The following is a 22,213-nucleotide window of genomic DNA, read 5'->3' as shown; positions in this document are numbered from 1 at the left end:
AAAATAAGGGTTATCAGCCGAGTTGATGGTCACTAGACTGCTTTCAAACAAGGAATTTGGAAAAATCACGATGCTTCCCAATCGCACTTTGCATGGCCGCTACACGGGCCAAACCAGTTCAATTTTCATGCTCGCTTTGACGACAGGGTTTTTGACAATCCTGACACTTGGCATCTATCGCTTTTGGGCCAAGTCACGCATCCGCCGCTATATCTGGAACGCCACGCAACCGGGCGGCGACCCGATGGAATACACAGGAACGGGCGTTGAAAAGTTCATCGGATTTTTGATCGCGATTGTGATTTTGGCAGTCTATCTGGGGATCGTGCAGCTGGCGCTGGCCTTTGCGGGGTTCAATATGCTTGATCTTTTTGCCACCGATACGCCGACAGAAGCACAGATTATCGCGCAGATTGCGGTGACTTATATCGTTCTATTGGCGTTGCTTCCGTTGATCTACATCGCCCAGTATCGCGCCCGTCGTTATATGTTGTCGCGCACGCGCTGGCGGGGTCTGCGTTTCGGGGCCGAGCAGGCAAGCGTTGGTTACATGCTGCGCGCGGTCGGATACCTGATTGTCACCATTCTTTCGCTTGGTCTGTTGGCGCCGTTGGGCACCTTCAAGCTGGAGAAATATAAAACAGACCGCAGCTGGTATGGCGATGCCAAATTCCAGCAGGGCGGCCGTTGGACCATGCTTTACAAACCCTTTGTCCATATTCTGATCCCATTTGCCCTGATTGCCGGGGCAGGTGTGATTGCTGCGGTTTCGGGGATGTCGCCTGAACAAAATGCTGGCGTATTCATCGTGATCGGGATTGTAGCCTATATCTGGTTCCTCGTGGGGATCGTTCATTATCGTTTGCAAAGCTTTGCGATTATGGCGCGCCACAAGACTTTGGATAATGAAGCCCTTCGTTTCCATGCCGAGCCGATGACAGGTTTTGTGATTGGCAAATATATCGTTGGTGCCCTTCTGGCCTCGCTGATTACAGGTGCGGCCTTCATCCCCGCAGGAGTTGTGGTTTTCCTTGCCACGATGATCGCGGAAAGCGGTGGATCGATGATTGCCATTGGGTTCAGTGGTGTCATCGCCGTTTTGGGGTATCTGCTGGCGCTTGCAGTCGGGGCAGCGGCAACGATGGCCTTCATCACACAGCCGATCTATGGGCATATCGTGGAAAACACATCTGTTCTGAACGCAGAAAACCTTGCTGCCATTCAACAGCGAAGCAAAGACGATATGCCGGATGCAGAAGGCTTTGCCGATGCATTGGATGTTGGTGGTGCGTTCTAGATGATGGCAGAGGTCACCCAAGCGCGGGCATCGTTTTTTGATGGAAAAACGGCTGGCAAACAGGCGGTTTTGATCACAAGCAGCCGCGCTTTGGGTGCCTTGCGCATTGAAACAGTTGAGGGGCATTTGATTGCCGAGTGGCCCTTGTCTGATCTGCGCCAACATCAAGATGGCGCGCATATGGTGCTTTTCATGCAAGGGGATCCAGACGAAGCCCGGCTGACCCCCGATCGCCTTGATGACGCAAAGACCATCGCGTTGATCGCGCAAGACTTGCACCAACGTGCGCCTCTTGGACCTGCTGTGAAAAAGATGGCGGTTTGGGGGGCAGGGGCAGTTGCCGCGCTTGTTTTGATGATATTTGTCATCATTCCCTCACTGGCCAACCAGCTTGCGGTGCTTATCCCGCCAGAGCGGGAACAACGGATCGGCCAGACCGTTTTGGCCCAGATCGAAGGCGCGCTGACTTTTGGGCAAGACGGCGAAGAAGACACGTCGTGGGTTTGCGAAAATCCGCAAGGGACAGCCGCACTTGATGTCATGGCGCAAACACTGATCAGGGATATGGAATTCCCGTATGATCTGTCGATCAATGTGGTTGATCATGAAATGATCAACGCATTCGCCGTCCCGGGTGGCCAGGTCATCCTTATGCGGGGCTTGTTGGAAGAGGCGGAAACACCCGAAGAAGTGGCTGGTGTGTTGGCCCATGAGTTAGGCCATGTTGCCAACCGTGATCCCATGCGCCTTGCCCTGCGCGCAGCGGGATCGGCGGGGATATTGTCGCTTGTGCTTGGGGATGCCACAGGCGGTCTTGTGATTGCGGGTGCAGCCGAGCAGGTTTTGAACGCAAGCCACACCCGCGCCGCCGAAGCGGATGCCGATGTGTTTGCGCTTGATATGATGGAAAGTGCGAACCTGCCGCCAGAAGCCTTTGCGACTTTTTTTGACCGTTTGATCGAAGAACACGGCGATGTGCATGGCGCATTGGAACTTGTCAGCTCGCACCCTGCAAGTGCGCGTCGCGCCGAGCGCGCGCGTGACCGTGTTGATCAGGATGCGACCTATGCACGTGTTCTGACCGATGATCAGTGGCAGGATTTGCGGGCCATTTGTGCAGACTAGGCCGCTTTTTGCGCGCCCAGAAGATCCTCGATTTCAAGCCAGACACCGCCGCTTGGGCGTAGTGTCAAAATCAGCTCGGGCGTTGGGTTGCGGCCCTTTACACTGCTGAACCGAAAGCGTGCCAGCAAGGTTGCCAGAATGATCACCGCTTCTTGCAATGCAAAGCTGGCCCCGATGCAAATGCGTGGGCCATCTCCAAACGGCAGATAGGCAAAGCGGTTAATCGCCTTGGGATCGGCAAAGCGATCGGGGTTGAATGCATCGGGATCGTCCCACAGCAATGCGTTGCGGTGAAGCGCATAGATGGGCATCGTGACCGTATCGCCTGCACGGATTTCGCGGTCCACCAGCCTGTCATCTTTTTGTGCGGTGCGGCTCAGGAAAGCCGCAGGCGGATAGAGCCGCAGGGCCTCATCCACAATCTGGCGGATATATTTGAGATTAGGAACGTCCTCGGCCGTTGCTGTGCGCCCATCCAGAACCGATTGCGCCTCGGCGCGGGCTTTGTCTTGCACTTCGGGGTCGAAGGCACACAGATAGAGTGCCCACGCCAAAGTCAGCGCCGTTGTTTCATGACCCGCCACGATGAAGGTGAGAAGGTTATCACGAAGCTCGGCCGTATTCATCTGGCGTTTGGTCTTTGGGTCCTCGCCTTCAAGCAGCAAATCGAGCAGATCAGGCACATCGCTTGGCCCTGTTTCGCGCCGTCGTTCAATCGCACCATCCGCGACTTGGCGCATTTCCTTCATCGGGCCACTGGACCCGATACGGTTCAGGCGCGGCACCCATGTTGGCACGCCCACAATATCAAACAAAGAGACCTTGGCTGTCTGGGCAATGTAGCCGTCGATGGCGCGGTGCACCGCGTCGCTGTCAAAATCGTTGTCGCCCGAAAAGGTGACATCCGAAATCACATCGAAGGTGGTCGCCACCATTTCTTCAAACATATCCAAGGCGCGACCTGCATTTGCCGCGATCCGCTCAACGGACCGGTCCGCTGCCATGCTCATCACAGGGGCGAGATTGGCGATATTGCGGTGCGTGAAAACGGGGGTCGCCGCGCGGCGTTGCCAGCGCCAATGCGCGCCTTCTGCGATGAACAGACTGTCGCCGATGGCAGGCTCGAGGATGTTTTTCGTCACGTCGGATTTGGGATAGTTGTCGACCTCTTCTTTCAACACACGGCGCAGCGCGTCCGGGTCCATCACCATATGCCAGCGCACGATTGCGGTTTTGCCCGACACAATTGGTTGTTTGGTCGCGATATCGGGAATGATCTCGATCAGGTTGCGCCGCGCGGTTTGCAGCGTTTGCCAAATTCCGATCGGTTCTGTCACAAGTTTGCAGCGCACAGGGTAACGGTTTGTCATCGAAAACACTCCATCAAGGTTGCCTTTAACATATGCGTGATTTTGCGCCCGTCCATTGCAGCGGGCTTTGGGTTGGGCTAGGGGAGCGATATGCGCACCGTTTTTATACTTCTTATCGTGTTGTCTGGCCTGTCCGCTTGCGGTGAAAAACCAAACACGATTGCACCGCCCTCAACGGCATTGGCCAAGTTTGATTTGGGCCATAACATCGTCGTGGCGCGCAACATGCAAAAAGGCCCATTGTCGCGCGATGCCACGGTCGAGGAATGGGAAACCTCGCTCAAATCCGCCATTGATGATCGTATCGGGCGTTATGAAGGCGAAAACCTGTTTCACCTTGGGATCAGTGTGGATGCATTTATTCTGGCCGCACCTGGCGTTCCGCTTGTGTTGTCGCCCAAATCAACGGTGATCATTTCGGTGAATGTTTGGGACAATGCCAAAGGTGCCAAGATCAATGAAGAACCCGAACAGATCGTCGTGCTGGAGCGTTTGTCCGGCGAAACAGTCATCGGTTCGGGGCTGACCCAAAGCCGCGAGCAACAGATGGAGAATCTTTCCCGAAATGCTGCGCGCAAGATTGAAGAATACCTGATCGAAAACGCAGCGTGGTTTGATTAAGTCAGACTGCGACCAATCGGCTTGATTTCTGTCAGAATCCACCTTATGTGCGCCCCGTTGGAAATCGGGCCGGCACGCGAATGAAGCGGCCCCTCAGAGACTGAAGGCAGCTGGATATGGCTAAGGAAAAGTTTGAACGTAGTAAACCGCACGTAAACATCGGCACGATTGGTCACGTTGACCATGGTAAGACGACGTTGACGGCTGCGATCACGAAGCAATTTGGCGACTTCAAAGCGTATGACGAGATTGATGGCGCGCCCGAAGAGAAGGCCCGCGGGATCACCATTTCGACCGCGCACGTTGAGTACGAGACAGAGACACGCCACTACGCGCACGTCGATTGCCCCGGCCATGCTGACTACGTCAAGAACATGATCACAGGTGCGGCGCAGATGGACGGCGCAATCTTGGTTGTGAACGCAGCCGACGGCCCGATGCCCCAGACCCGCGAGCACATCCTGCTTGGCCGTCAGGTTGGCATTCCGTACATGGTTGTGTTCATGAACAAAGTTGACCAGGTCGACGATCCAGAGCTTCTGGAGCTGGTCGAAATGGAAATCCGCGAGCTGCTGTCCAGCTATGAATACCCGGGCGACGATATTCCGATCATCGCGGGTTCGGCTCTGGCCGCTCTGGAAGACCGCGACGACAACATCGGCAAAGAGAAAATTGCCGAGCTGATGGAAGCTGTTGACAGCTACATCCCGACACCAGCACGTGCTGTTGACCAGCCGTTCCTGATGCCGATCGAAGACGTGTTCTCGATCTCGGGCCGTGGTACAGTTGTGACAGGCCGTGTTGAGCGTGGCGTGATCAACGTGGGCGACGAGATTGAAATCGTTGGTATCCGCGACACAACAAAAACGACCTGCACAGGCGTCGAGATGTTCCGCAAGCTGCTGGACTCGGGCGAAGCTGGCGACAACATCGGTGCGCTTTTGCGCGGTGTTGACCGTGAAGGCGTTGAGCGTGGTCAGGTGCTGTGTAAGCCGGGTTCGGTTGCACCGCACACCAAGTTCGAAGCAGAAGCGTATATCCTGACCAAAGAAGAAGGTGGCCGTCACACGCCATTCTTTGCCAACTACCGCCCCCAGTTCTACTTCCGTACAACGGACGTGACAGGCACAGTTGAGCTGCCAGCAGGCACGGAAATGGTGATGCCGGGCGACAACCTGAAGTTCAACGTCGAGCTGATCGCACCGATTGCGATGGAAGACGGCCTGCGCTTTGCGATCCGCGAAGGCGGCCGCACCGTTGGCGCGGGCGTTGTTGCCAAAGTGATCGCCTAAGATCACACCCGCCCCGCATAGAGACGGACACCACAAACACCCAAAGGCCGCTTCCCAAAGAAGCGGCCTTTTTTCATGATTTTGCCGCGATTGTTTGCTAGCCTTTTGTCAAAGCGGAGCAGTCATGACCTTAATCGATCCGAAAAAAGCCGATATCGCCTGTGTGTTCATGGTAGAGCCCGGTCACTATGAATGGCCTGCCGTCTTGCTGGCGTCATCACTCATGGCCTTTGCACTGGACGATATCGCGATTCATGCCTATTGCCGCGGGCATCTGATTGATCAGTTGCATCCCGATACTTTGGCCTTCTTCCAGCGCCACGGCATCCAGCTTGATCCCATCCACCCCGAATTCGAAGTGCCTTATCCGCAGGGCAACAAGCTGTATGCTTGCGCGGCCTCGCGCCCTGCGCCTGCCACCATTCTTTTCGACACCGATATGTTCATGCTGCGCCCTGCGTTTCTGGGTGACACAGTGCGCAAAGGCACAGTCAGCGGCCGTCCGACGGGCGACTGGATGTGGGGCAAATCGGTGGATGAATGGCGCGCGGCCTATGCATCGGTTGATATGGATCTGCCACGGCTGCGTTTGGCACGTCCAAGCGGATCTTATGTATCGCCCAGTATGTCGGCTGGATTTACCGCCTATGCCGACCCCGATTTTGGAGGTGTCTGGCGCGATACCGCCCTGCGGATTGAAGAAAAGCGTCTGGCCAAGCGCATCTATCCAACGCTTGATCAAATCAGCCTTCCTGTCGCGATCCATCGGGCATGCCTGAAGATGAATATGATCGATGTGATTTGGAACAAGGCGGGGCCAATCAAACCGCAAGCCTTGCGGAATGTGGTGTGCTATCACTATCAAAAATCCGAAACATTGCTTGGCCTTTCCATCAAATGGCTGGCGGATGAATTGCTGCGGGACTTTTCTGATTTCGATACTGTTGAAGAGTTGATCGCATTTTACGAAGAACATGCCGCACGGCCCGCCGATGTGTTGCACAACGAAGGGTTTCGCGATGCTGTTTTGGCCGAGCAGCGCAAAGTTGATGAACCGCATAAAGCAAAGTAGGCCAAAGACGTGAAATGCTGTCTTGATCTTAACCGCGCCCTGTCTTATTCGAAGGCTTGCCTGCAGGGGTGTAGCTCAGCGGTAGAGCATCGGTTTCCAAAACCGACGGCCGGGGGTTCGATCCCCTCCGCCCCTGCCAGGCAAGTATCTTCATGACAGAGTTGGTCATTCACGCAGGCGTCCACAAAACTGCGACGACGCATTTGCAGGCGATGCTGCGACGGTTCGAGGGCAAGCTGAACGACGCGGGCGTTAGCTATCTGGATCCCAAACAGATCAGGCAAAATGGTCAGGACATCGCCGATCACCTGCAACTAGAGACAGGTGACCCCGCAGACGCAATCGCACAGCTTGCGCAAGGGCGGCGACGCCTGCTGATTTCCGAAGAAAACATCCTTCGGATGCCGCATCAAATGAGCACGAAAAAAGCACGCCAGCTTTATGCGCGCGGGCACTGGCACTTGCGCTCACTTGCATTTTTGAACCCCTCTCAAAAAATGACCGTTGCGATTTCTGTGCGTGACTATGCTTCGTTTTTTCGCTCGCTTTATACGCAGGCCCTGCTTGGTGGGTTCTTCACGTCGTTCGACGAATTCATTGGGTTGTCCAGTTATGATGTTTGTGGCTGGCCTGATCTGATCAGTCGCATTCATCATCTTGACGCGGTCGAGCGGATCGTGGTGTGGCGCTACGAAGAGTATGGTGATCTGACGCGACACATTGTGCGGGAATTGGTTGGCGTAGATATTCCGATCGCGCCAAAGAAAACCGGAACGCCGCACGTTGGCTTATCGGCCAAAGCTGTAGACGTCTTGATGGCACATCAGGCCAAAGACCCGGGCGAAAACCGACGCAAACACAAGATACCGCGCCGCCCCATAGCCGAAGCCGCACGCCAGCAGTTTCCGACAGGTCAGGACTATCCCAAGTATGATCCGTGGTTGCCAGCCGAGCTTAGGGCGTCGCGCCAGCGGTATGAGGCAGATATGGAAACCATCGCAGCAATGTCGAAGGTTGAGGTGCTCAAGGCTTGAAAAACGCCGCGCACCCACGTATTTGCCCAATCAGACCCAAAGGGAACCGAAACAAATGGCAAATCCGCTTCAATTCATTCAGCAAGTGCGCACCGAAGTTGGCCGCGTGACATGGCCCACGCGCCGTGAAGTGCTTCTGACCACAGTGATGGTCTTTATTATGGCCATGCTGACCGCAGTTTTCTTTTTCTTCGTGGATTGGATCATCCGCACGGGATTGTCGTTTATCCTGAACGGGTAAATCTGACCGCAACACCTTGAATCGACACGGTTTGAGCGGTATTGCGCAACAACTCAAGACAGCAGGGCGTGCTTCGATTCGTGTGGCGCGCCGCTTTTTGTTTTGAACCGGGTGGTGTAACCATCTGAAAAGAAATACGAATAGGCGGCTCTTCTTTTACAGGGCGCGTGTGATTTAAAGGACCAAAGGCAATGGCAAAACGCTGGTATTCAGTAAGTGTTCTCTCGAATTTCGAGAAAAAGATCGCTGAAGGCATCCGCACCGCTGTGGCCGAAAACGAGATGGAAGATCAGATCGACGAAGTTCTGGTTCCAACCGAAGAGGTCATTGAAGTGCGCCGCGGCAAGAAAGTCACCGCCGAGCGCCGCTTTATGCCCGGTTACGTTCTGGTCCACATGGAAATGACCGATGAGGGGTATCACCTGATCAACTCGATGAATCGCGTCACCGGTTTTCTGGGCCCACAAGGTCGCCCGATGCCAATGCGTGATGCCGAGGTGAACCAAATCCTCAACCGCGTTCAAGAGGGCGAGGATGCGCCCAAGCTGCTTATCAGCTTCGATGTGGGTGAGAAGGTTAAGGTTAATGACGGTCCGTTCGAAGATTTCGACGGGATGGTCGAAGAGGTTGATGATGAAAACCAGCGCCTGAAGGTAACGGTTTCGATCTTTGGACGGGAAACACCCGTCGAACTTGAGTTCACGCAGGTCACCAAGCAGAGCTGATCGTGTCAAACTGCTTGGAGATTTGCACACGCCGCCCTCAATGGGCGGCGTTCTTCGTTTTTATTTTTGATTACCAGTTTGCGGGTGGGTTACCCGCAGCTACGTCTGTCTCGATCTTCATTACGTCGTCTGCAAAAGAGAGTCGCTTGCGCATAGGCTCCCAACCCTTACCGACGCGGGTTGGTATGTAGTACGGTTCACCAACTAATGATTGTAGAGCATGGCGCTTTCTTTCGTCAGCAGAAAAATCGGGAACATTCGGAAAGCCACTGTTTCGCATCCGTTCAGGGTAAAGTTCAGCGGCGGCAAAGGCTGCATCGAAACTAACCACCGCGGTATCGAGGTTATGTTTCCAATCCCACAGATCTTTGGCTTCTGGCGTGTTCAAGCCGCCCACTCCAAACCCGTTTGCTGTGCGCGGCATTCCATTTGAATTAAACTGTTTGAATTCGTTACTCAGATAGACCAGAACGTCATACGTTAGATTTGACAGACGGGCACGCACATCTTGGGGTGTCGGGTTTTCACCTGTTAGGTCACCGCTTCTTTGAGCATTACCCGTTTGATTGTTCGAAAGTCGGTAAGTGAACCGCGCCTGATAAGTGCCACCCATGACGTTATTAGTGATTGGCCACGACAACATCACGCGACATTCATTACCCGTCCAGCGATGACTGATTTGATCGACATCTTGTCTTCCAAATTGAGAGTAGCGAGACGTTGCACTCATCGTAATCTCGGCCATTCGTGCGATACGGCAGTTTTCCACACTCGCTTCAATCGTCAAACGGCAGGGTTCTGGATTTGCCTTAATGCAATGCTTCGGTGCGTTGATCGAAAGTTCGTCGCTAACCGTAAAGGTCACAGCCGCTTCCTCTAGGGTTTCTTCGGTTGTTGAGTCATTTGTTTGTGCAAAAACAGGAGAAGCAATCAACAACGCGCATAAGATAGTGAAGGAAAATTTCATTTGGTCCTCAAGATTTTTGAAAATTATTTGCAAGGAAAGCAGATTCTAGGTGAATTTAGAACTGCGGATTTGGACTACACCGCTAGATCCCGAGACCAAGGGTTGCAATAATTGGTGGACGCGGGTATCCGCTGCGAGTCTGATACAGATACTTAAACGTGGGAGGCGGCCGTCACGCGTGACGGCACCGAACCACGGGCACACCTGCCCCTGACACGCGCGTCAGGGTGCTACAAAAAGGAGACGTCCAATGGCTAAAAAAGTCGCTGGCACAATGAAGCTGCAGGTTCCTGCAGGTCAAGCTAACCCATCCCCACCCGTCGGCCCTGCATTGGGTCAACGCGGTATCAACATCATGGAATTCTGTAAGGCGTTCAACGCCAAGACACAGGACATGGAACCTGGTGCACCCTGCCCAACGGTTATCACATACTATGTGGATAAATCGTTCAGCATGGACATCAAGACGCCACCAGCGTCCTACTACCTGAAAAAAGCGGCCAAGCTGAAGTCGGGTGCGAACAATCCAAGCCGTGAAGTTGTCGGTCACGTGACCGCCGCTCAGGTAAAGGAAATCGCAGAAGCGAAAATGAAAGATCTGAACGCCAACGATATCGAAGGCGCAATGCAGATCATCTTGGGCTCGGCCCGTTCCATGGGCATTGAGGTGAAGTAAGATGGCAAAGCTTGGTAAACGTACAACTGCCGCACGCGAAGCTGTTGCTGGCAAAGCAGACATCACTGTTGAAGAAGCCGTTGCACTGGTGAAATCCAACGCAACTGCAAAATTCGACGAGACAATCGAAATCGCAATGCAGCTTGGCATTGATCCACGTCACGCGGACCAAATGGTACGCGGTGTGGTCACGCTGCCAAACGGCACTGGTAAATCGGTCCGCGTTGCTGTGTTCGCACGCGATGCGAAAGCAGAAGAAGCCAAAGCGGCTGGCGCGGATATCGTTGGTGCGGAAGACCTGATGGAAATCGTTCAGGGCGGCACAATCGATTTTGACCGCTGTATCGCAACACCTGACATGATGCCTGTTGTGGGGCGTCTGGGTAAGGTTCTGGGTCCACGCAACCTGATGCCAAACCCGAAAGTTGGCACAGTGACAATGGACGTCAAAGCGGCTGTTGAAGCGGCCAAAGGCGGCGAAGTTCAGTTCAAAGCGGAAAAAGCAGGCGTTGTTCACGCTGGCTTGGGCAAAGCCTCGTTTGGCGAAAAAGAGCTGACAGAGAACGTTCGCGCGTTCATTGGTGCGGTTCAAAAAGCCAAGCCATCGGGTGCCAAAGGCGCATACATGAAGAAAATCGCGCTGACCTCCACGATGGGTCCAGGCGTGACGATCTCGGTTGACGACGCTGCACAAGAATGACGTCGCGCAAGCGATGATGAAAAGCGGCGCCTTTGGTGCCGCTTTTTGCTGTTTAGGGGGTTGGCAATTGGGGCCTCTCCCCCTAGATACATCAAAGCTCTAGAGCGCGCGATTCGTCACGCGCTCTTTTGCGTTCGTCCGAGACGGTGGGTTGGATTGCGAAATCCTTTAATTCCTGCCCGAGGCGGGTCAGACCAGTTTCTTCAGTGGCCGATGGTCTCTGGCGGTTCGGGCGTCCCGTTTGAAGGACCCAACCGCTGGATTTATCCGGCAAAACTGAGCCGGCGGGGGAACCCGCCAATTTTGGAGTAAAACTGTGGATAGAGCACAAAAAGAAAAAGTGGTCGAAGAACTCGGCCAAATCTTTGAAAGCTCTGGCGTCGTAGTGGTGAGCCACTACGAGGGTATGACAGTTGCTGAAATGCAAGATCTACGCGCACGCATGCGTGAAGCGGGTGGATCTGTTCGCGTTGCCAAAAACAGGCTCGCCAAAATCGCCCTTGATGGTCAGCCATGCGCAAGCGTGTCTGAGTATCTCAAAGGCATGACCGTTCTCGCCTATTCGGAAGACCCTGTGGCTGCTGCCAAAGTGGTTAACGACTACGCCAAGGAAAACGACAAGCTCGAAATCCTTGGTGGTGCAATGGGTGAAAACGCTCTGGACGTTGCTGGCGTGAAAGCCGTTGCAGCGATGCCAAGCCGCGAGGAGCTTATTGCTTCGATCGTGGGTTGCATCGGCGCACCTGCTTCCAACATTGCCGGCGCGATTGGCGCACCTGCTTCGAACATCGCAAGCATTCTTTCGACCATCGAAGAGAAAGCTGCATAAGCACAACTGGACGACCCTCGTGGGGTAAATGCCTGCACGTTGGAACACAAACTTAGGAAACGGAAACAGTATAATGGCTGATCTGAAAAAACTTGCTGAAGAGATCGTTGGTCTGACCCTTCTCGAAGCACAAGAACTGAAAACCATCCTCAAAGACGAGTATGGCATCGAGCCCGCAGCTGGCGGCGCAGTGATGATGGCTGCTGGTGGCGACGCCGGTGGTGCAGCTGCAGAAGAGAAAACTGAATTTGACGTCGTTCTGAAGAACGCCGGCGCTCAGAAAATCGCAGTGATCAAAGAAGTCCGCGGCATCACAGGTCTTGGCCTGAAAGAAGCCAAAGACCTCGTTGAAGCTGGTGGCAAAGTCAAAGAAGGCGTCGACAAAGCCGAAGCCGAAGACATCAAAGGCAAGCTGGAAGCAGCTGGCGCAGAAGTCGAACTGGCCTAATTGGTCGGTTGCGGGGCTTAAACCCGCATCAAACATCTGGCTGGACATGGTTAATTCCGTGTCCAGCCAAACCTGTCTTAGTAGCGGCTTTTCGAACCAAAGTCGCTTCTAAGGAAGGTCCGGTCGGGAGCGCCCCTGTGGGAAGGGGTGCAGGTATTGGCTGGTTTTCCTGTCTCAAGAGGGCGGTGTGTCGGAGCCCGACGACGCAACACCCAGTGAGAAATATGAAAGGTGACAACGCACATGGCTCAATCCTTCCTTGGCCAGAAACGCTTGCGCAAATACTACGGTAAAATTCGCGAAGTCCTTGAAATGCCGAACCTGATTCAGGTTCAAAAAAGCAGCTATGAGCTGTTTTTGAAATCTGGTGATCAGCTACAGCCGATGGACGGCGAAGGCATCAACGGTGTCTTCCAGTCGGTTTTCCCGATCAAAGATTTCAACGAGACTGCGATCCTTGAATTCGTCAAATATGAGCTGGAAAAGCCCAAGTATGACGTTGAGGAGTGTATGCAGCGCGACATGACGTACAGCGCGCCACTTAAAGTGACGCTGCGCTTGATCGTGTTTGATGTAGATGAAGACACAGGTGCCAAGTCGGTCAAAGACATCAAGGAACAAGACGTGTTCATGGGCGATATGCCTTTGATGACGCCAAATGGCACATTCGTTGTCAACGGCACCGAGCGCGTGATTGTCAGCCAGATGCACCGTTCACCAGGTGTGTTCTTTGACCACGACAAGGGCAAAACCCATTCGTCGGGCAAATTGCTGTTTGCATGCCGCATTATCCCATACCGCGGCAGCTGGCTGGACTTCGAATTTGATGCCAAGGACCTTGTGTTCGCGCGTATCGACCGTCGCCGCAAACTGCCTGTCACAACGCTTCTTTATGCGCTTGGTCTGGACCAAGAGGACATCATGGATGCGTATTATGACAACGTCACCTACCGCTATGAAGCGGGCAAAGGTTGGGTGACAAAATTCTTCCCAGAGCGTGTGCGCGGAACCCGTCCGACATACGACCTTGTTGACGCTGCTTCGGGCGAAGTGATTGCGGAAGCTGGTAAGAAAGTCACCCCACGTGCTGTTAAAAAGCTGATCGACGAAGGCCAGGTCACGGAACTTCTCGTGCCGTTCGACCAGATCCTGGGCCGCTTCGCGGCGAAAGACATCATCAACGAAGAAAACGGCGCGATCTATGTCGAAGCTGGTGATGAACTGACATGGGAAGTGGACAAAAACGGCGAGGCAGTTGGCGGTTCTGTCAAGGAATTGCTGGATGCGGGTGTCACCGAAATCCCTGTTCTTGATATCGATAACATCACCGTTGGCGCCTATATGCGCAACACAATGGCGAACGATAAAAACATGAGCCGCGAGAGCGCGCTGATGGATATCTACCGCGTCATGCGCCCGGGCGAGCCGCCCACCGTTGATGCGGCTTCGACCCTGTTCGACAGCCTGTTCTTCGATTCCGAGCGTTATGATCTGTCGGCCGTCGGTCGTGTGAAAATGAACATGCGTTTGGCACTGGACGCCGAAGATACGCAGCGCACACTGCGCAAAGAAGACATCGTGTCCTGCATCAAGGCGCTGGTTGACCTGCGCGATGGGCGCGGCGACATCGACGATATTGACCACCTTGGCAACCGTCGTGTGCGGTCCGTTGGTGAACTGATGGAAAACCAATACCGCGTCGGCCTGCTGCGTATGGAGCGCGCGATCAAAGAGCGTATGTCATCGGTCGAAATCGACACAGTGATGCCGCAAGACTTGATCAACGCGAAACCCGCTGCGGCTGCGGTTCGCGAATTCTTCGGCTCTTCGCAGCTGTCGCAATTCATGGACCAAACCAACCCGCTGTCAGAAGTCACGCACAAACGCCGTCTTTCGGCGCTTGGGCCAGGTGGTCTGACACGCGAACGCGCGGGTTTTGAGGTGCGCGACGTGCACCCAACCCACTACGGTCGTATGTGTCCGATTGAAACGCCTGAAGGGCCAAACATCGGTCTGATCAACTCGCTGGCCACTTTCGCCCGCGTGAACAAATACGGCTTCATCGAAACACCCTATCGGAAGGTTGTCGAAGGTAAGGTCACTGATGAAGTGCATTACATGTCGGCGACAGAAGAAATGCGTCACACCGTGGCGCAGGCCAACGCGAACCTTGATGGTGACATGAAGTTCGTCAACGATCTGGTCTCGACACGTAAATCGGGTGATTACACATTGTCGCCATCCGAAAATGTGGACCTGATTGACGTCTCGCCAAAGCAGCTGGTTTCGGTTGCTGCATCGCTGATCCCGTTCCTTGAAAATGATGACGCCAACCGCGCTCTTATGGGTTCGAACATGCAACGTCAGGCCGTTCCATTGCTTCAAGCCGAAGCACCACTGGTCGGCACAGGCATCGAAGAAGTTGTGGCCCGCGACAGTGGTGCTGCGATCATGGCGAAACGCGCCGGTATCATCGACCAAGTCGATGCGACCCGTATTGTTATTCGTGCCACAGAAGATCTCGAACTAGGCGACGCAGGCGTAGACATCTACCGCATGCGAAAATTCCAGCGTTCGAACCAGAACACCTGTATTAACCAACGTCCGTTGGTGAAAGTGGGCGATCTGGTGACCAAAGGCGAAGTTATCGCTGATGGTCCTTCGACTGACATGGGTGAACTGGCCTTGGGTAAAAACGTGGTTGTCGCGTTTATGCCTTGGAACGGTTACAACTATGAGGACTCGATCCTGATTTCCGAGCGCATCACGCGCGACGACGTGTTCACATCCGTCCACATCGAAGAATTTGAAGTGGCGGCCCGTGACACGAAACTGGGTCCAGAGGAAATCACACGCGACATTCCGAACGTTGGTGAAGAAGCGCTGCGCAACCTCGACGAGGCTGGCATCGTTTACATCGGCGCAGAGGTCGGTCCAGCGGATATTCTGGTTGGTAAGATCACACCAAAAGGCGAAAGCCCGATGACACCGGAAGAAAAACTTCTGCGCGCCATCTTTGGTGAGAAAGCATCTGACGTGCGTGACACATCACTGCGTCTGCCGCCCGGTGATTTCGGCACAATCGTCGAAGTGCGCGTCTTTAACCGCCATGGTGTGGAAAAAGACGAACGTGCGCTTCAGATCGAGCGTGAAGAAGTTGAACGCCTAGCCCGTGACCGTGATGATGAGTTGGCCATTCTGGACCGCAACATCTATGCGCGTTTGCGTGACATGATCGAAGGCAAACAAGCGGTCAAAGGCCCCAAAGGTGTGAAACCCGGATCGGTCATTGATGCCGACCTGCTGGAAAGCCTGAGCCGCGGTCAGTGGTGGCAGCTTGCTCTTGAGGACGAAGACGATGCAAAAATCGTTGAAGCCCTAAACGAGCAATACGAAATCCAGAAACGTGCGCTTGATGCCCGTTTTGAGGACAAAGTCGAAAAAGTCCGCCGTGGCGATGACTTGCCCCCAGGTGTGATGAAGATGGTCAAAGTCTTTGTCGCCGTGAAACGCAAGTTGCAGCCCGGTGATAAAATGGCGGGTCGTCACGGGAACAAAGGGGTTATCTCCAAGGTCGTTCCTATGGAAGACATGCCGTTCCTGGCGGACGGGACACCCGTTGACTTCGTACTGAACCCGCTTGGTGTGCCTTCGCGGATGAACGTCGGGCAAATTCTTGAAACTCACATGGGTTGGGCCGCACGCGGTCTGGGTATCCAGATCGACGAGGCGCTTGGCGAATACAAACGCTCGGGCGATATGACCCCTGTGCGCGACGCGCTCAAAATTGCTTATGGTGAAAACGTCTATGACGAAGGCATCAAAGGCATGGATGAGAAATCGCTGATCGAAGCGGCTGGCAATGTCACGCGCGGCGTTCCAATCGCAACGCCCGTCTTTGACGGTGCGAAAGAAGCGGATGTGAACGACGCACTTGTGCGTGCGGGTTTCTCGGAAAGCGGTCAGTCGATCCTGTTTGATGGGCGCACAGGCGAGCAATTTGCCCGCCCTGTAACGGTCGGCATCAAGTATCTGCTGAAACTGCACCACCTTGTGGACGATAAAATCCACGCGCGTTCGACAGGGCCCTACAGCCTTGTCACCCAACAGCCGTTGGGCGGTAAAGCGCAATTCGGTGGTCAGCGTTTCGGGGAGATGGAAGTCTGGGCGCTCGAAGCCTACGGCGCGGCCTATACCCTGCAGGAAATGCTCACGGTCAAATCGGATGACGTGGCTGGACGGACGAAAGTCTACGAAAGCATCGTCAAAGGCGAGGACAACTTCGAAGCTGGCGTGCCAGAGTCGTTCAACGTTCTGGTCAAAGAAGTCCGTGGCCTTGGCCTGAATATGGAACTCCTGGATGCGGAGGTGGAGGACGAATAGGCGCCGCCTTTCGTCCCCATCCTCTCCACCTGATTTAAGGATCTGAAAATGAACCAGGAACTGTCAACAAACCCGTTCAACCCACTTGCACCCACCAAGGTGTTTGACGAAATCAAAGTGTCTCTGGCCTCTCCCGAGCGCATTTTGTCGTGGTCGTTCGGTGAGATTAAAAAGCCCGAAACCATCAACTACCGCACGTTCAAACCCGAGCGCGATGGCTTGTTCTGTGCGCGTATCTTTGGCCCGATCAAAGACTACGAATGTCTGTGCGGCAAATATAAGCGCATGAAATATCGCGGCGTTGTCTGCGAAAAATGTGGTGTGGAAGTCACGCTGCAAAAGGTGCGCCGCGAGCGCATGGGCCACATCGAACTGGCTTCGCCAGTTGCGCACATCTGGTTCCTCAAGTCGCTGCCGTCGCGCATCGGCCTGATGCTGGATATGACCCTGCGCGATCTAGAACGCATCCTGTATTTTGAAAACTATGTCGTCATCGAGCCTGGCTTGACGGACCTGACATACGGTCAACTGATGACCGAAGAAGAATACATGGACGCGCAAGACAGCTATGGCATGGACGCGTTCACCGCCAACATCGGCGCCGAAGCGATCCGCGAAATGCTGCAGGCGATTGATCTGGAATCCGAAGCCGAACAGCTGCGCGCTGATCTGGCCGAAGCGACAGGCGAATTGAAGCCCAAGAAGATCATCAAGCGTCTGAAAATCGTTGAATCATTCATCGAGTCGGGCAACCGTCCTGAATGGATGATCCTGACGGTTGTGCCTGTGATCCCGCCTGAGCTGCGCCCACTGGTGCCGCTGGATGGTGGCCGCTTTGCGACGTCCGATCTGAACGATCTGTATCGCCGCGTGATCAACCGTAACAACCGCCTCAAGCGTCTGATTGAACTGCGCGCACCTGACATCATCGTGCGCAACGAAAAGCGTATGCTGCAAGAGTCGGTCGATGCTCTGTTCGACAACGGTCGCCGTGGCCGCGTGATCACAGGTGCCAACAAGCGCCCATTGAAATCGCTGTCGGACATGCTGAAAGGCAAGCAAGGCCGCTTCCGTCAGAACCTTTTGGGTAAGCGCGTCGACTTTTCGGGTCGTTCGGTCATTGTGACGGGTCCGGAACTCAAGCTGCACCAGTGCGGTCTGCCGAAAAAGATGGCGCTGGAGCTGTTCAAGCCGTTCATCTATTCGCGCCTTGAAGCCAAAGGTCTGTCCAGCACGGTCAAGCAAGCCAAGAAGCTGGTCGAAAAAGAGCGCCCCGAAGTTTGGGACATCTTGGACGAAGTGATCCGCGAACACCCCGTCATGCTGAACCGTGCGCCCACGCTGCACCGTTTGGGCATTCAGGCGTTTGAACCCGTGCTGATCGAAGGTAAAGCCATCCAGCTTCACCCGCTGGTCTGTTCGGCCTTCAACGCTGACTTTGACGGTGACCAAATGGCGGTCCACGTGCCGCTGTCGCTAGAAGCACAGCTGGAAGCACGCGTCCTGATGATGTCGACAAACAACGTTCTGTCGCCATCCAACGGTGCGCCAATCATCGTACCATCGCAGGATATGATCTTGGGCCTGTATTACACCTCGCTGGAACGCGCGGGTATGAAGGGCGAGGGCATGGTCTTTGGCTCGATCGAAGAAGTGCAACATGCTTTGGACGCTGGCGAAGTGCATCTGCACGCCAAGATCCAGGCCCGCATTCCGCAGATCGACGACGAAGGCAACGAGGTGATGCAACGCTTCGAAACAACCCCCGGCCGTGTGCGTCTGGGTGCCTTGCTGCCGCTGAACGCCAAAGCGCCGTTCGAGCTGGTGAACCGCCTTCTCAAGAAAGGTGAAGTTCAGCAGGTCATCGACACGGTCTATCGCTATTGCGGCCAAAAAGAGAGCGTCATTTTCTGTGACCAGATCATGACCGCGGGTTTCCGCGAAGCGTTCCGCGCTGGTATCTCGTTTGGTAAAGACGACATGGTGATCCCTGATAACAAATGGGAAATTGTCGATGCCGTGCGCGATCAGGTCAAGGAATTCGAACAGCAATATATGGACGGTCTGATCACCCAGGGCGAAAAATATAACAAAGTTGTCGATGCTTGGTCGAAGTGTAACGACAAAGTCACCGACGCGATGATGGGCACAATCGCCTCCATCAAGACGGATGAAAACGGCGTCGAAGCGGAACCAAACAGCGTGTTCATGATGGCCGACAGTAAGGCCCGTGGCTCGGTCACGCAGATGAAACAGTTGGGCGGGATGCGCGGCCTGATGAACAAACCGAATGGTGAGATCATCGAGACGCCAATCATTTCGAACTTTAAGGAAGGTCTGACCGTTCTTGAATACTTCAACTCGACCCACGGTGCCCGTAAGGGTCTGTCCGATACGGCGTTGAAAACGGCGAACTCGGGCTACCTGACCCGCCGTCTGGTGGACGTGGCGCAAGACTGCATCGTGCGCGAGCATGACTGCGGCACCGATATGGCCATCACAGCAGAAGCCGCCGTCAACGACGGTGAAGTTGTGGCGACCTTGGGCGAGCGTGTTCTGGGCCGTGTGGCTGCAGAAGACCTGATCCACCCGGTGTCTGGCGAAGTTATGGTCAGCCACGGCGAGTTGATCGATGAGCGCAAGGCCGACACGGTTGAGGAAAGCGGACTGGTTCAGGCCCGCATTCGCAGCCCGCTGACCTGTGAAAGCGAAGAAGGCGTCTGTGCGATGTGCTATGGTCGTGACCTTGCACGCGGCACGATGGTGAACCAAGGCGAAGCCGTTGGTATCATCGCGGCGCAGTCGATTGGTGAACCTGGCACACAGCTGACCATGCGGACATTCCACATTGGTGGTGTTGCGCAAGGCGGTGGCCAACAGTCGTTCCTCGAAGCAAGCCAGGAAGGTAAGATTACCTTTGCGGATGCGCAGTTGATCGAAAACGAAGCAGGCGAACAGATCGTCATGGGCCGCAACATGAAGCTTGCGATTGTTGGTCCGGATGGTGCTGAACGTGCGTCGCACAAGGTCAGCTATGGTTCCAAACTGCTGGTCAAAGAGGGCGCTGAAATCGCCCGCGGCGACAAGCTGTTCGAATGGGACCCCTTCACTCTGCCGATCATCGCGGAAAAAGCGGGTACAGCCAAACTGGTCGATCTGGTCAACGGTATCGCCCTGCGCGAAGAAACCGACGACGCGACAGGTATGACACAACGGATCGTCGCTGACTGGCGCTCGGCCCCCAAAGGCAACGAATTGGCACCAAAAGTGCTGATCGCGGGTGCCGATGGTGAGCCGGTGTTGAAAGACGATGGGAACCCTGTGTCTTACCCGATGTCGGTTGATGCGATCCTGTCGGTCGAAGAAGGACAAGAGGTGAAACCAGGTGACGTGGTCGCGCGTATTCCGCGCGAAGGTGCGAAAACCAAGGACATCACGGGTGGTCTGCCACGAGTTGCGGAACTCTTTGAGGCACGTCGCCCCAAAGACCACGCAATCATCGCGGAAATCGACGGCTATGTGCGCTTTGGCAAAGACTACAAGAACAAGCGCCGTATCGCGATTGTGCCTGCCGCTGACACGCCAGAGGCCGCCGAAGATGCCAAGGTCGAATACATGGTGCCAAAGGGGAAACACATCCCCGTGCAAGAAGGCGACTTCGTGCAAAAAGGCGACTACATCATGGACGGCAACCCTGCGCCGCATGATATCCTGTCCATCATGGGGGTCGAAGCGCTGGCTGACTATATGATCGACGAGGTGCAGGACGTGTACCGACTGCAAGGTGTGAAAATTAACGACAAACACATCGAAGTCATCGTGCGTCAGATGCTGCAGAAGTGGGAAATCCTCGACAGTGGTGAAACAACGCTGCTCAAGGGCGAACACGTCGACAAGCAGGAATTCGATCTTGCCAACGAAAAAGCCGCGGCGCGCGGTGGTCGTTTGGCCAAGGGCGAGCCAATCTTGCTTGGTATCACCAAGGCGTCGCTGCAAACCCGCAGCTTCATCTCGGCCGCATCGTTCCAGGAAACGACACGCGTGCTGACCGAAGCATCGGTCCAAGGCAAGCGCGACAAGCTGGTCGGTCTGAAAGAGAACGTCATTGTGGGTCGTCTGATCCCCGCAGGGACAGGTGGCGCGACACAAGAGATGCAACGCATCGCGCAATCGCGTGACAATGTTGTCATCGAAGCACGCCGTGAAGAGGCCGAGGCCGCTGCCGCATTGGCCGCACCAACAGCCGACGACGTGGTAGGTGGCGATGCGTTCGATACAGTGATCGTGGACACCGAAGAAAGCCGCGATTGATCTGATCGTAACCTGAATTGAGAAAGGCCCTCGCAGCGATGCGGGGGCCTTTTTTTATGTGGGGCAAAACCGCGCGCGCGGCTTTCGTCCCGCGATTTCGAAATCGCGGCCCGCCTCTTCATCGGGCGTCTTTCCTTTTGTCAAAGCCTATGTCCTATTGCCACCTATGAGCACCCACCAAAACAACACCCGCGGCGCGGTCATCATGATGATGTCGATGTTCGCCTTTGTGCTGAACGACACGGCCATGAAAGCGCTGTCGGATCAGTGGCCGCTGTTTCAGGCGCTGACGGTGCGGGGGGTGCTGACCACTCTGATGATCTCGGGGCTTGCGTGGTATCTGGGCGCGTTCCGCAAAGGTATTGCCGCTGGCGACTGGCTTTGGGTCACGCTGCGGGTGCTGGCCGAAATTGGCGCGGCCTATTTCTTTATCACCGCGTTGTTCAACATGCCTTTGGCCAATGCCACAGCGATTTTGCAATCCTTGCCGCTGACCGTATCACTGGCAGGGGCCGTGTTTCTGGGCGAGGCGATTGGCTGGCGCAGGTTATCGGCCATTATCGTAGGCTTCATTGGTGTGCTGTTAATCGTTCAGCCCGGGGCGGACGGCTTCAATATCTTTTCAATTTACGTGCTGGTCGCCGTTGCATTTGTTACCCTTCGTGACATCGTCACACGCAAGCTGTCCAAAGACACACATTCGATGGTGGTCACGTTGATGTCCGCGCTTGGTGTCACCTTATGGGCGGCAGCCTTTAGCCTGACCGAAACCTGGCAGCCTTTCACCCAAAGTGCTGTTTTGCTCACGATCGGGGCGTCGGTGTTCATCCTGTTTGGCTATCTGTTCAGCGTCATGGTGATGCGGGTTGGCGATATCGCTTTTGTTGCCCCGTTTCGCTATACCGCGCTCATCTGGGCGTTGATCCTTGGCTTTTTTGTGTTCGATGACTGGCCAAATACGCTGACGTTGACGGGCGCAGGCATTGTTGTGGCCAGTGGTCTGTTCACCTTCTACCGCGAACGCCAGATCAAGGCCGCCTGAGCAGCTGTTGACAGCAAAACCGAGTCCCCGTATAGAGCGCGCACTTAGGTCGGGGATACCCGTTCTAGCCCGAAATTAAT

General features: G+C 54.9%; 17 protein-coding genes and 1 tRNA gene. 16 read left to right on the top strand and 2 right to left on the bottom strand.

The annotated features are described in order from the left end of the window. Positions 1-70: 70 nt before the first annotated feature. Together L1065_RS14370 and L1065_RS14365 are read left to right on the top strand one after the other, a co-directional pair. Positions 71-1,297: a YjgN family protein gene (locus tag L1065_RS14370; RefSeq protein WP_237096201.1), complete on the top strand. Its 1,227-nt coding sequence runs from the start codon at positions 71-73 to the stop codon at positions 1,295-1,297. Then, positions 1,298-2,422 (top strand): M48 family metallopeptidase, encoded by a 1,125-nt coding sequence (locus tag L1065_RS14365; RefSeq protein WP_237096200.1) that lies wholly within the window; start codon positions 1,298-1,300, stop codon positions 2,420-2,422. Here the strand turns inward: L1065_RS14365 and L1065_RS14360 are convergent. Then, on the bottom strand, positions 2,419-3,792 hold the full coding sequence (locus tag L1065_RS14360) for a cytochrome P450 (RefSeq protein WP_237096199.1): 1,374 nt from the start codon (positions 3,790-3,792) through the stop codon (positions 2,419-2,421). The two genes, L1065_RS14365 and L1065_RS14360, sit on opposite strands and share 4 nt — an antisense overlap. A 90-nt stretch (positions 3,793-3,882) precedes the next feature. Here L1065_RS14360 and L1065_RS14355 point away from each other — a divergent pair, with 90 nt between their 5' ends. The 7 genes from L1065_RS14355 to nusG all read left to right on the top strand — a co-directional run bounded on the left by L1065_RS14355 (position 3,883) and on the right by nusG (position 8,777). Beyond that, a complete protein-coding gene (locus tag L1065_RS14355; protein WP_237096198.1) occupies positions 3,883-4,413 on the top strand; it encodes a hypothetical protein in 531 nt (176 codons plus the stop codon). Positions 4,414-4,529: 116 nt separating this feature from the next. Beyond that, a complete protein-coding gene (tuf, locus tag L1065_RS14350; protein WP_237096183.1) occupies positions 4,530-5,705 on the top strand; it encodes an elongation factor Tu in 1,176 nt (391 codons plus the stop codon). Between the two features lie 124 nt (positions 5,706-5,829). Continuing rightward, positions 5,830-6,777, top strand: a complete 948-nt coding sequence (locus L1065_RS14345; protein ID WP_237096197.1) for a hypothetical protein — start codon at positions 5,830-5,832, stop codon at positions 6,775-6,777. A 64-nt stretch (positions 6,778-6,841) separates the two neighbouring features. Further along, a tRNA-Trp gene (locus tag L1065_RS14340) sits at positions 6,842-6,916 on the top strand. Between the two features lie 13 nt (positions 6,917-6,929). Next, on the top strand, positions 6,930-7,811 hold the full coding sequence (locus L1065_RS14335) for a hypothetical protein (RefSeq protein ID WP_237096196.1): 882 nt from the start codon (positions 6,930-6,932) through the stop codon (positions 7,809-7,811). A 55-nt stretch (positions 7,812-7,866) separates the two neighbouring features. Next, the gene (secE, locus tag L1065_RS14330; protein ID WP_237096195.1) at positions 7,867-8,052 is read left to right on the top strand and encodes a preprotein translocase subunit SecE; all 186 of its coding nucleotides are present in this window, start codon (positions 7,867-7,869) and stop codon (positions 8,050-8,052) included. Between the two features lie 191 nt (positions 8,053-8,243). Then, positions 8,244-8,777 carry a transcription termination/antitermination protein NusG gene (gene nusG / locus L1065_RS14325; protein WP_237096194.1) on the top strand — a complete coding sequence of 178 codons (534 nt, stop codon included), beginning with the start codon at positions 8,244-8,246 and terminating at the stop codon, positions 8,775-8,777. A 70-nt stretch (positions 8,778-8,847) separates the two neighbouring features. Here nusG and L1065_RS14320 read toward each other — a convergent pair whose 3' ends face one another. Then, positions 8,848-9,744 (bottom strand): hypothetical protein, encoded by an 897-nt coding sequence (locus L1065_RS14320; RefSeq protein WP_237096193.1) that lies wholly within the window; start codon positions 9,742-9,744, stop codon positions 8,848-8,850. A 250-nt stretch (positions 9,745-9,994) separates the two neighbouring features. Between L1065_RS14320 and rplK the strand changes: the two genes are divergently transcribed. The 7 genes from rplK to L1065_RS14285 all read left to right on the top strand — a co-directional run bounded on the left by rplK (position 9,995) and on the right by L1065_RS14285 (position 22,133). Beyond that, positions 9,995-10,420 carry a 50S ribosomal protein L11 gene (gene rplK, locus L1065_RS14315; RefSeq protein WP_237096192.1) on the top strand — a complete coding sequence of 142 codons (426 nt, stop codon included), beginning with the start codon at positions 9,995-9,997 and terminating at the stop codon, positions 10,418-10,420. Position 10,421: 1 nt separating this feature from the next. Further along, positions 10,422-11,120, top strand: coding sequence for a 50S ribosomal protein L1 (rplA, locus tag L1065_RS14310; RefSeq protein WP_237096191.1), 699 nt, complete (start codon positions 10,422-10,424; stop codon positions 11,118-11,120). 316 nt (positions 11,121-11,436) lie between these two features. Beyond that, on the top strand, positions 11,437-11,949 hold the full coding sequence (rplJ, locus tag L1065_RS14305) for a 50S ribosomal protein L10 (RefSeq protein ID WP_237096190.1): 513 nt from the start codon (positions 11,437-11,439) through the stop codon (positions 11,947-11,949). A 73-nt stretch (positions 11,950-12,022) separates the two neighbouring features. Beyond that, positions 12,023-12,397 carry a 50S ribosomal protein L7/L12 gene (gene rplL / locus L1065_RS14300; protein WP_237096189.1) on the top strand — a complete coding sequence of 125 codons (375 nt, stop codon included), beginning with the start codon at positions 12,023-12,025 and terminating at the stop codon, positions 12,395-12,397. A 243-nt stretch (positions 12,398-12,640) separates the two neighbouring features. Then, the gene (gene rpoB, locus L1065_RS14295; RefSeq protein ID WP_237096188.1) at positions 12,641-16,780 is read left to right on the top strand and encodes a DNA-directed RNA polymerase subunit beta; all 4,140 of its coding nucleotides are present in this window, start codon (positions 12,641-12,643) and stop codon (positions 16,778-16,780) included. Positions 16,781-16,828: 48 nt separating this feature from the next. Next, on the top strand, positions 16,829-21,091 hold the full coding sequence (rpoC, locus tag L1065_RS14290) for a DNA-directed RNA polymerase subunit beta' (RefSeq protein ID WP_237096187.1): 4,263 nt from the start codon (positions 16,829-16,831) through the stop codon (positions 21,089-21,091). A 166-nt stretch (positions 21,092-21,257) separates the two neighbouring features. Continuing rightward, positions 21,258-22,133, top strand: coding sequence for a DMT family transporter (locus tag L1065_RS14285; protein WP_237096186.1), 876 nt, complete (start codon positions 21,258-21,260; stop codon positions 22,131-22,133). Positions 22,134-22,213 lie beyond the last annotated feature (80 nt).

The sequence above is a fragment of the Nereida sp. MMG025 genome (assembly GCF_021654165.1).
Classification (GTDB): domain Bacteria; phylum Pseudomonadota; class Alphaproteobacteria; order Rhodobacterales; family Rhodobacteraceae; genus Nereida.
This window is presented reverse-complemented; position numbering and strand designations above follow the sequence as displayed.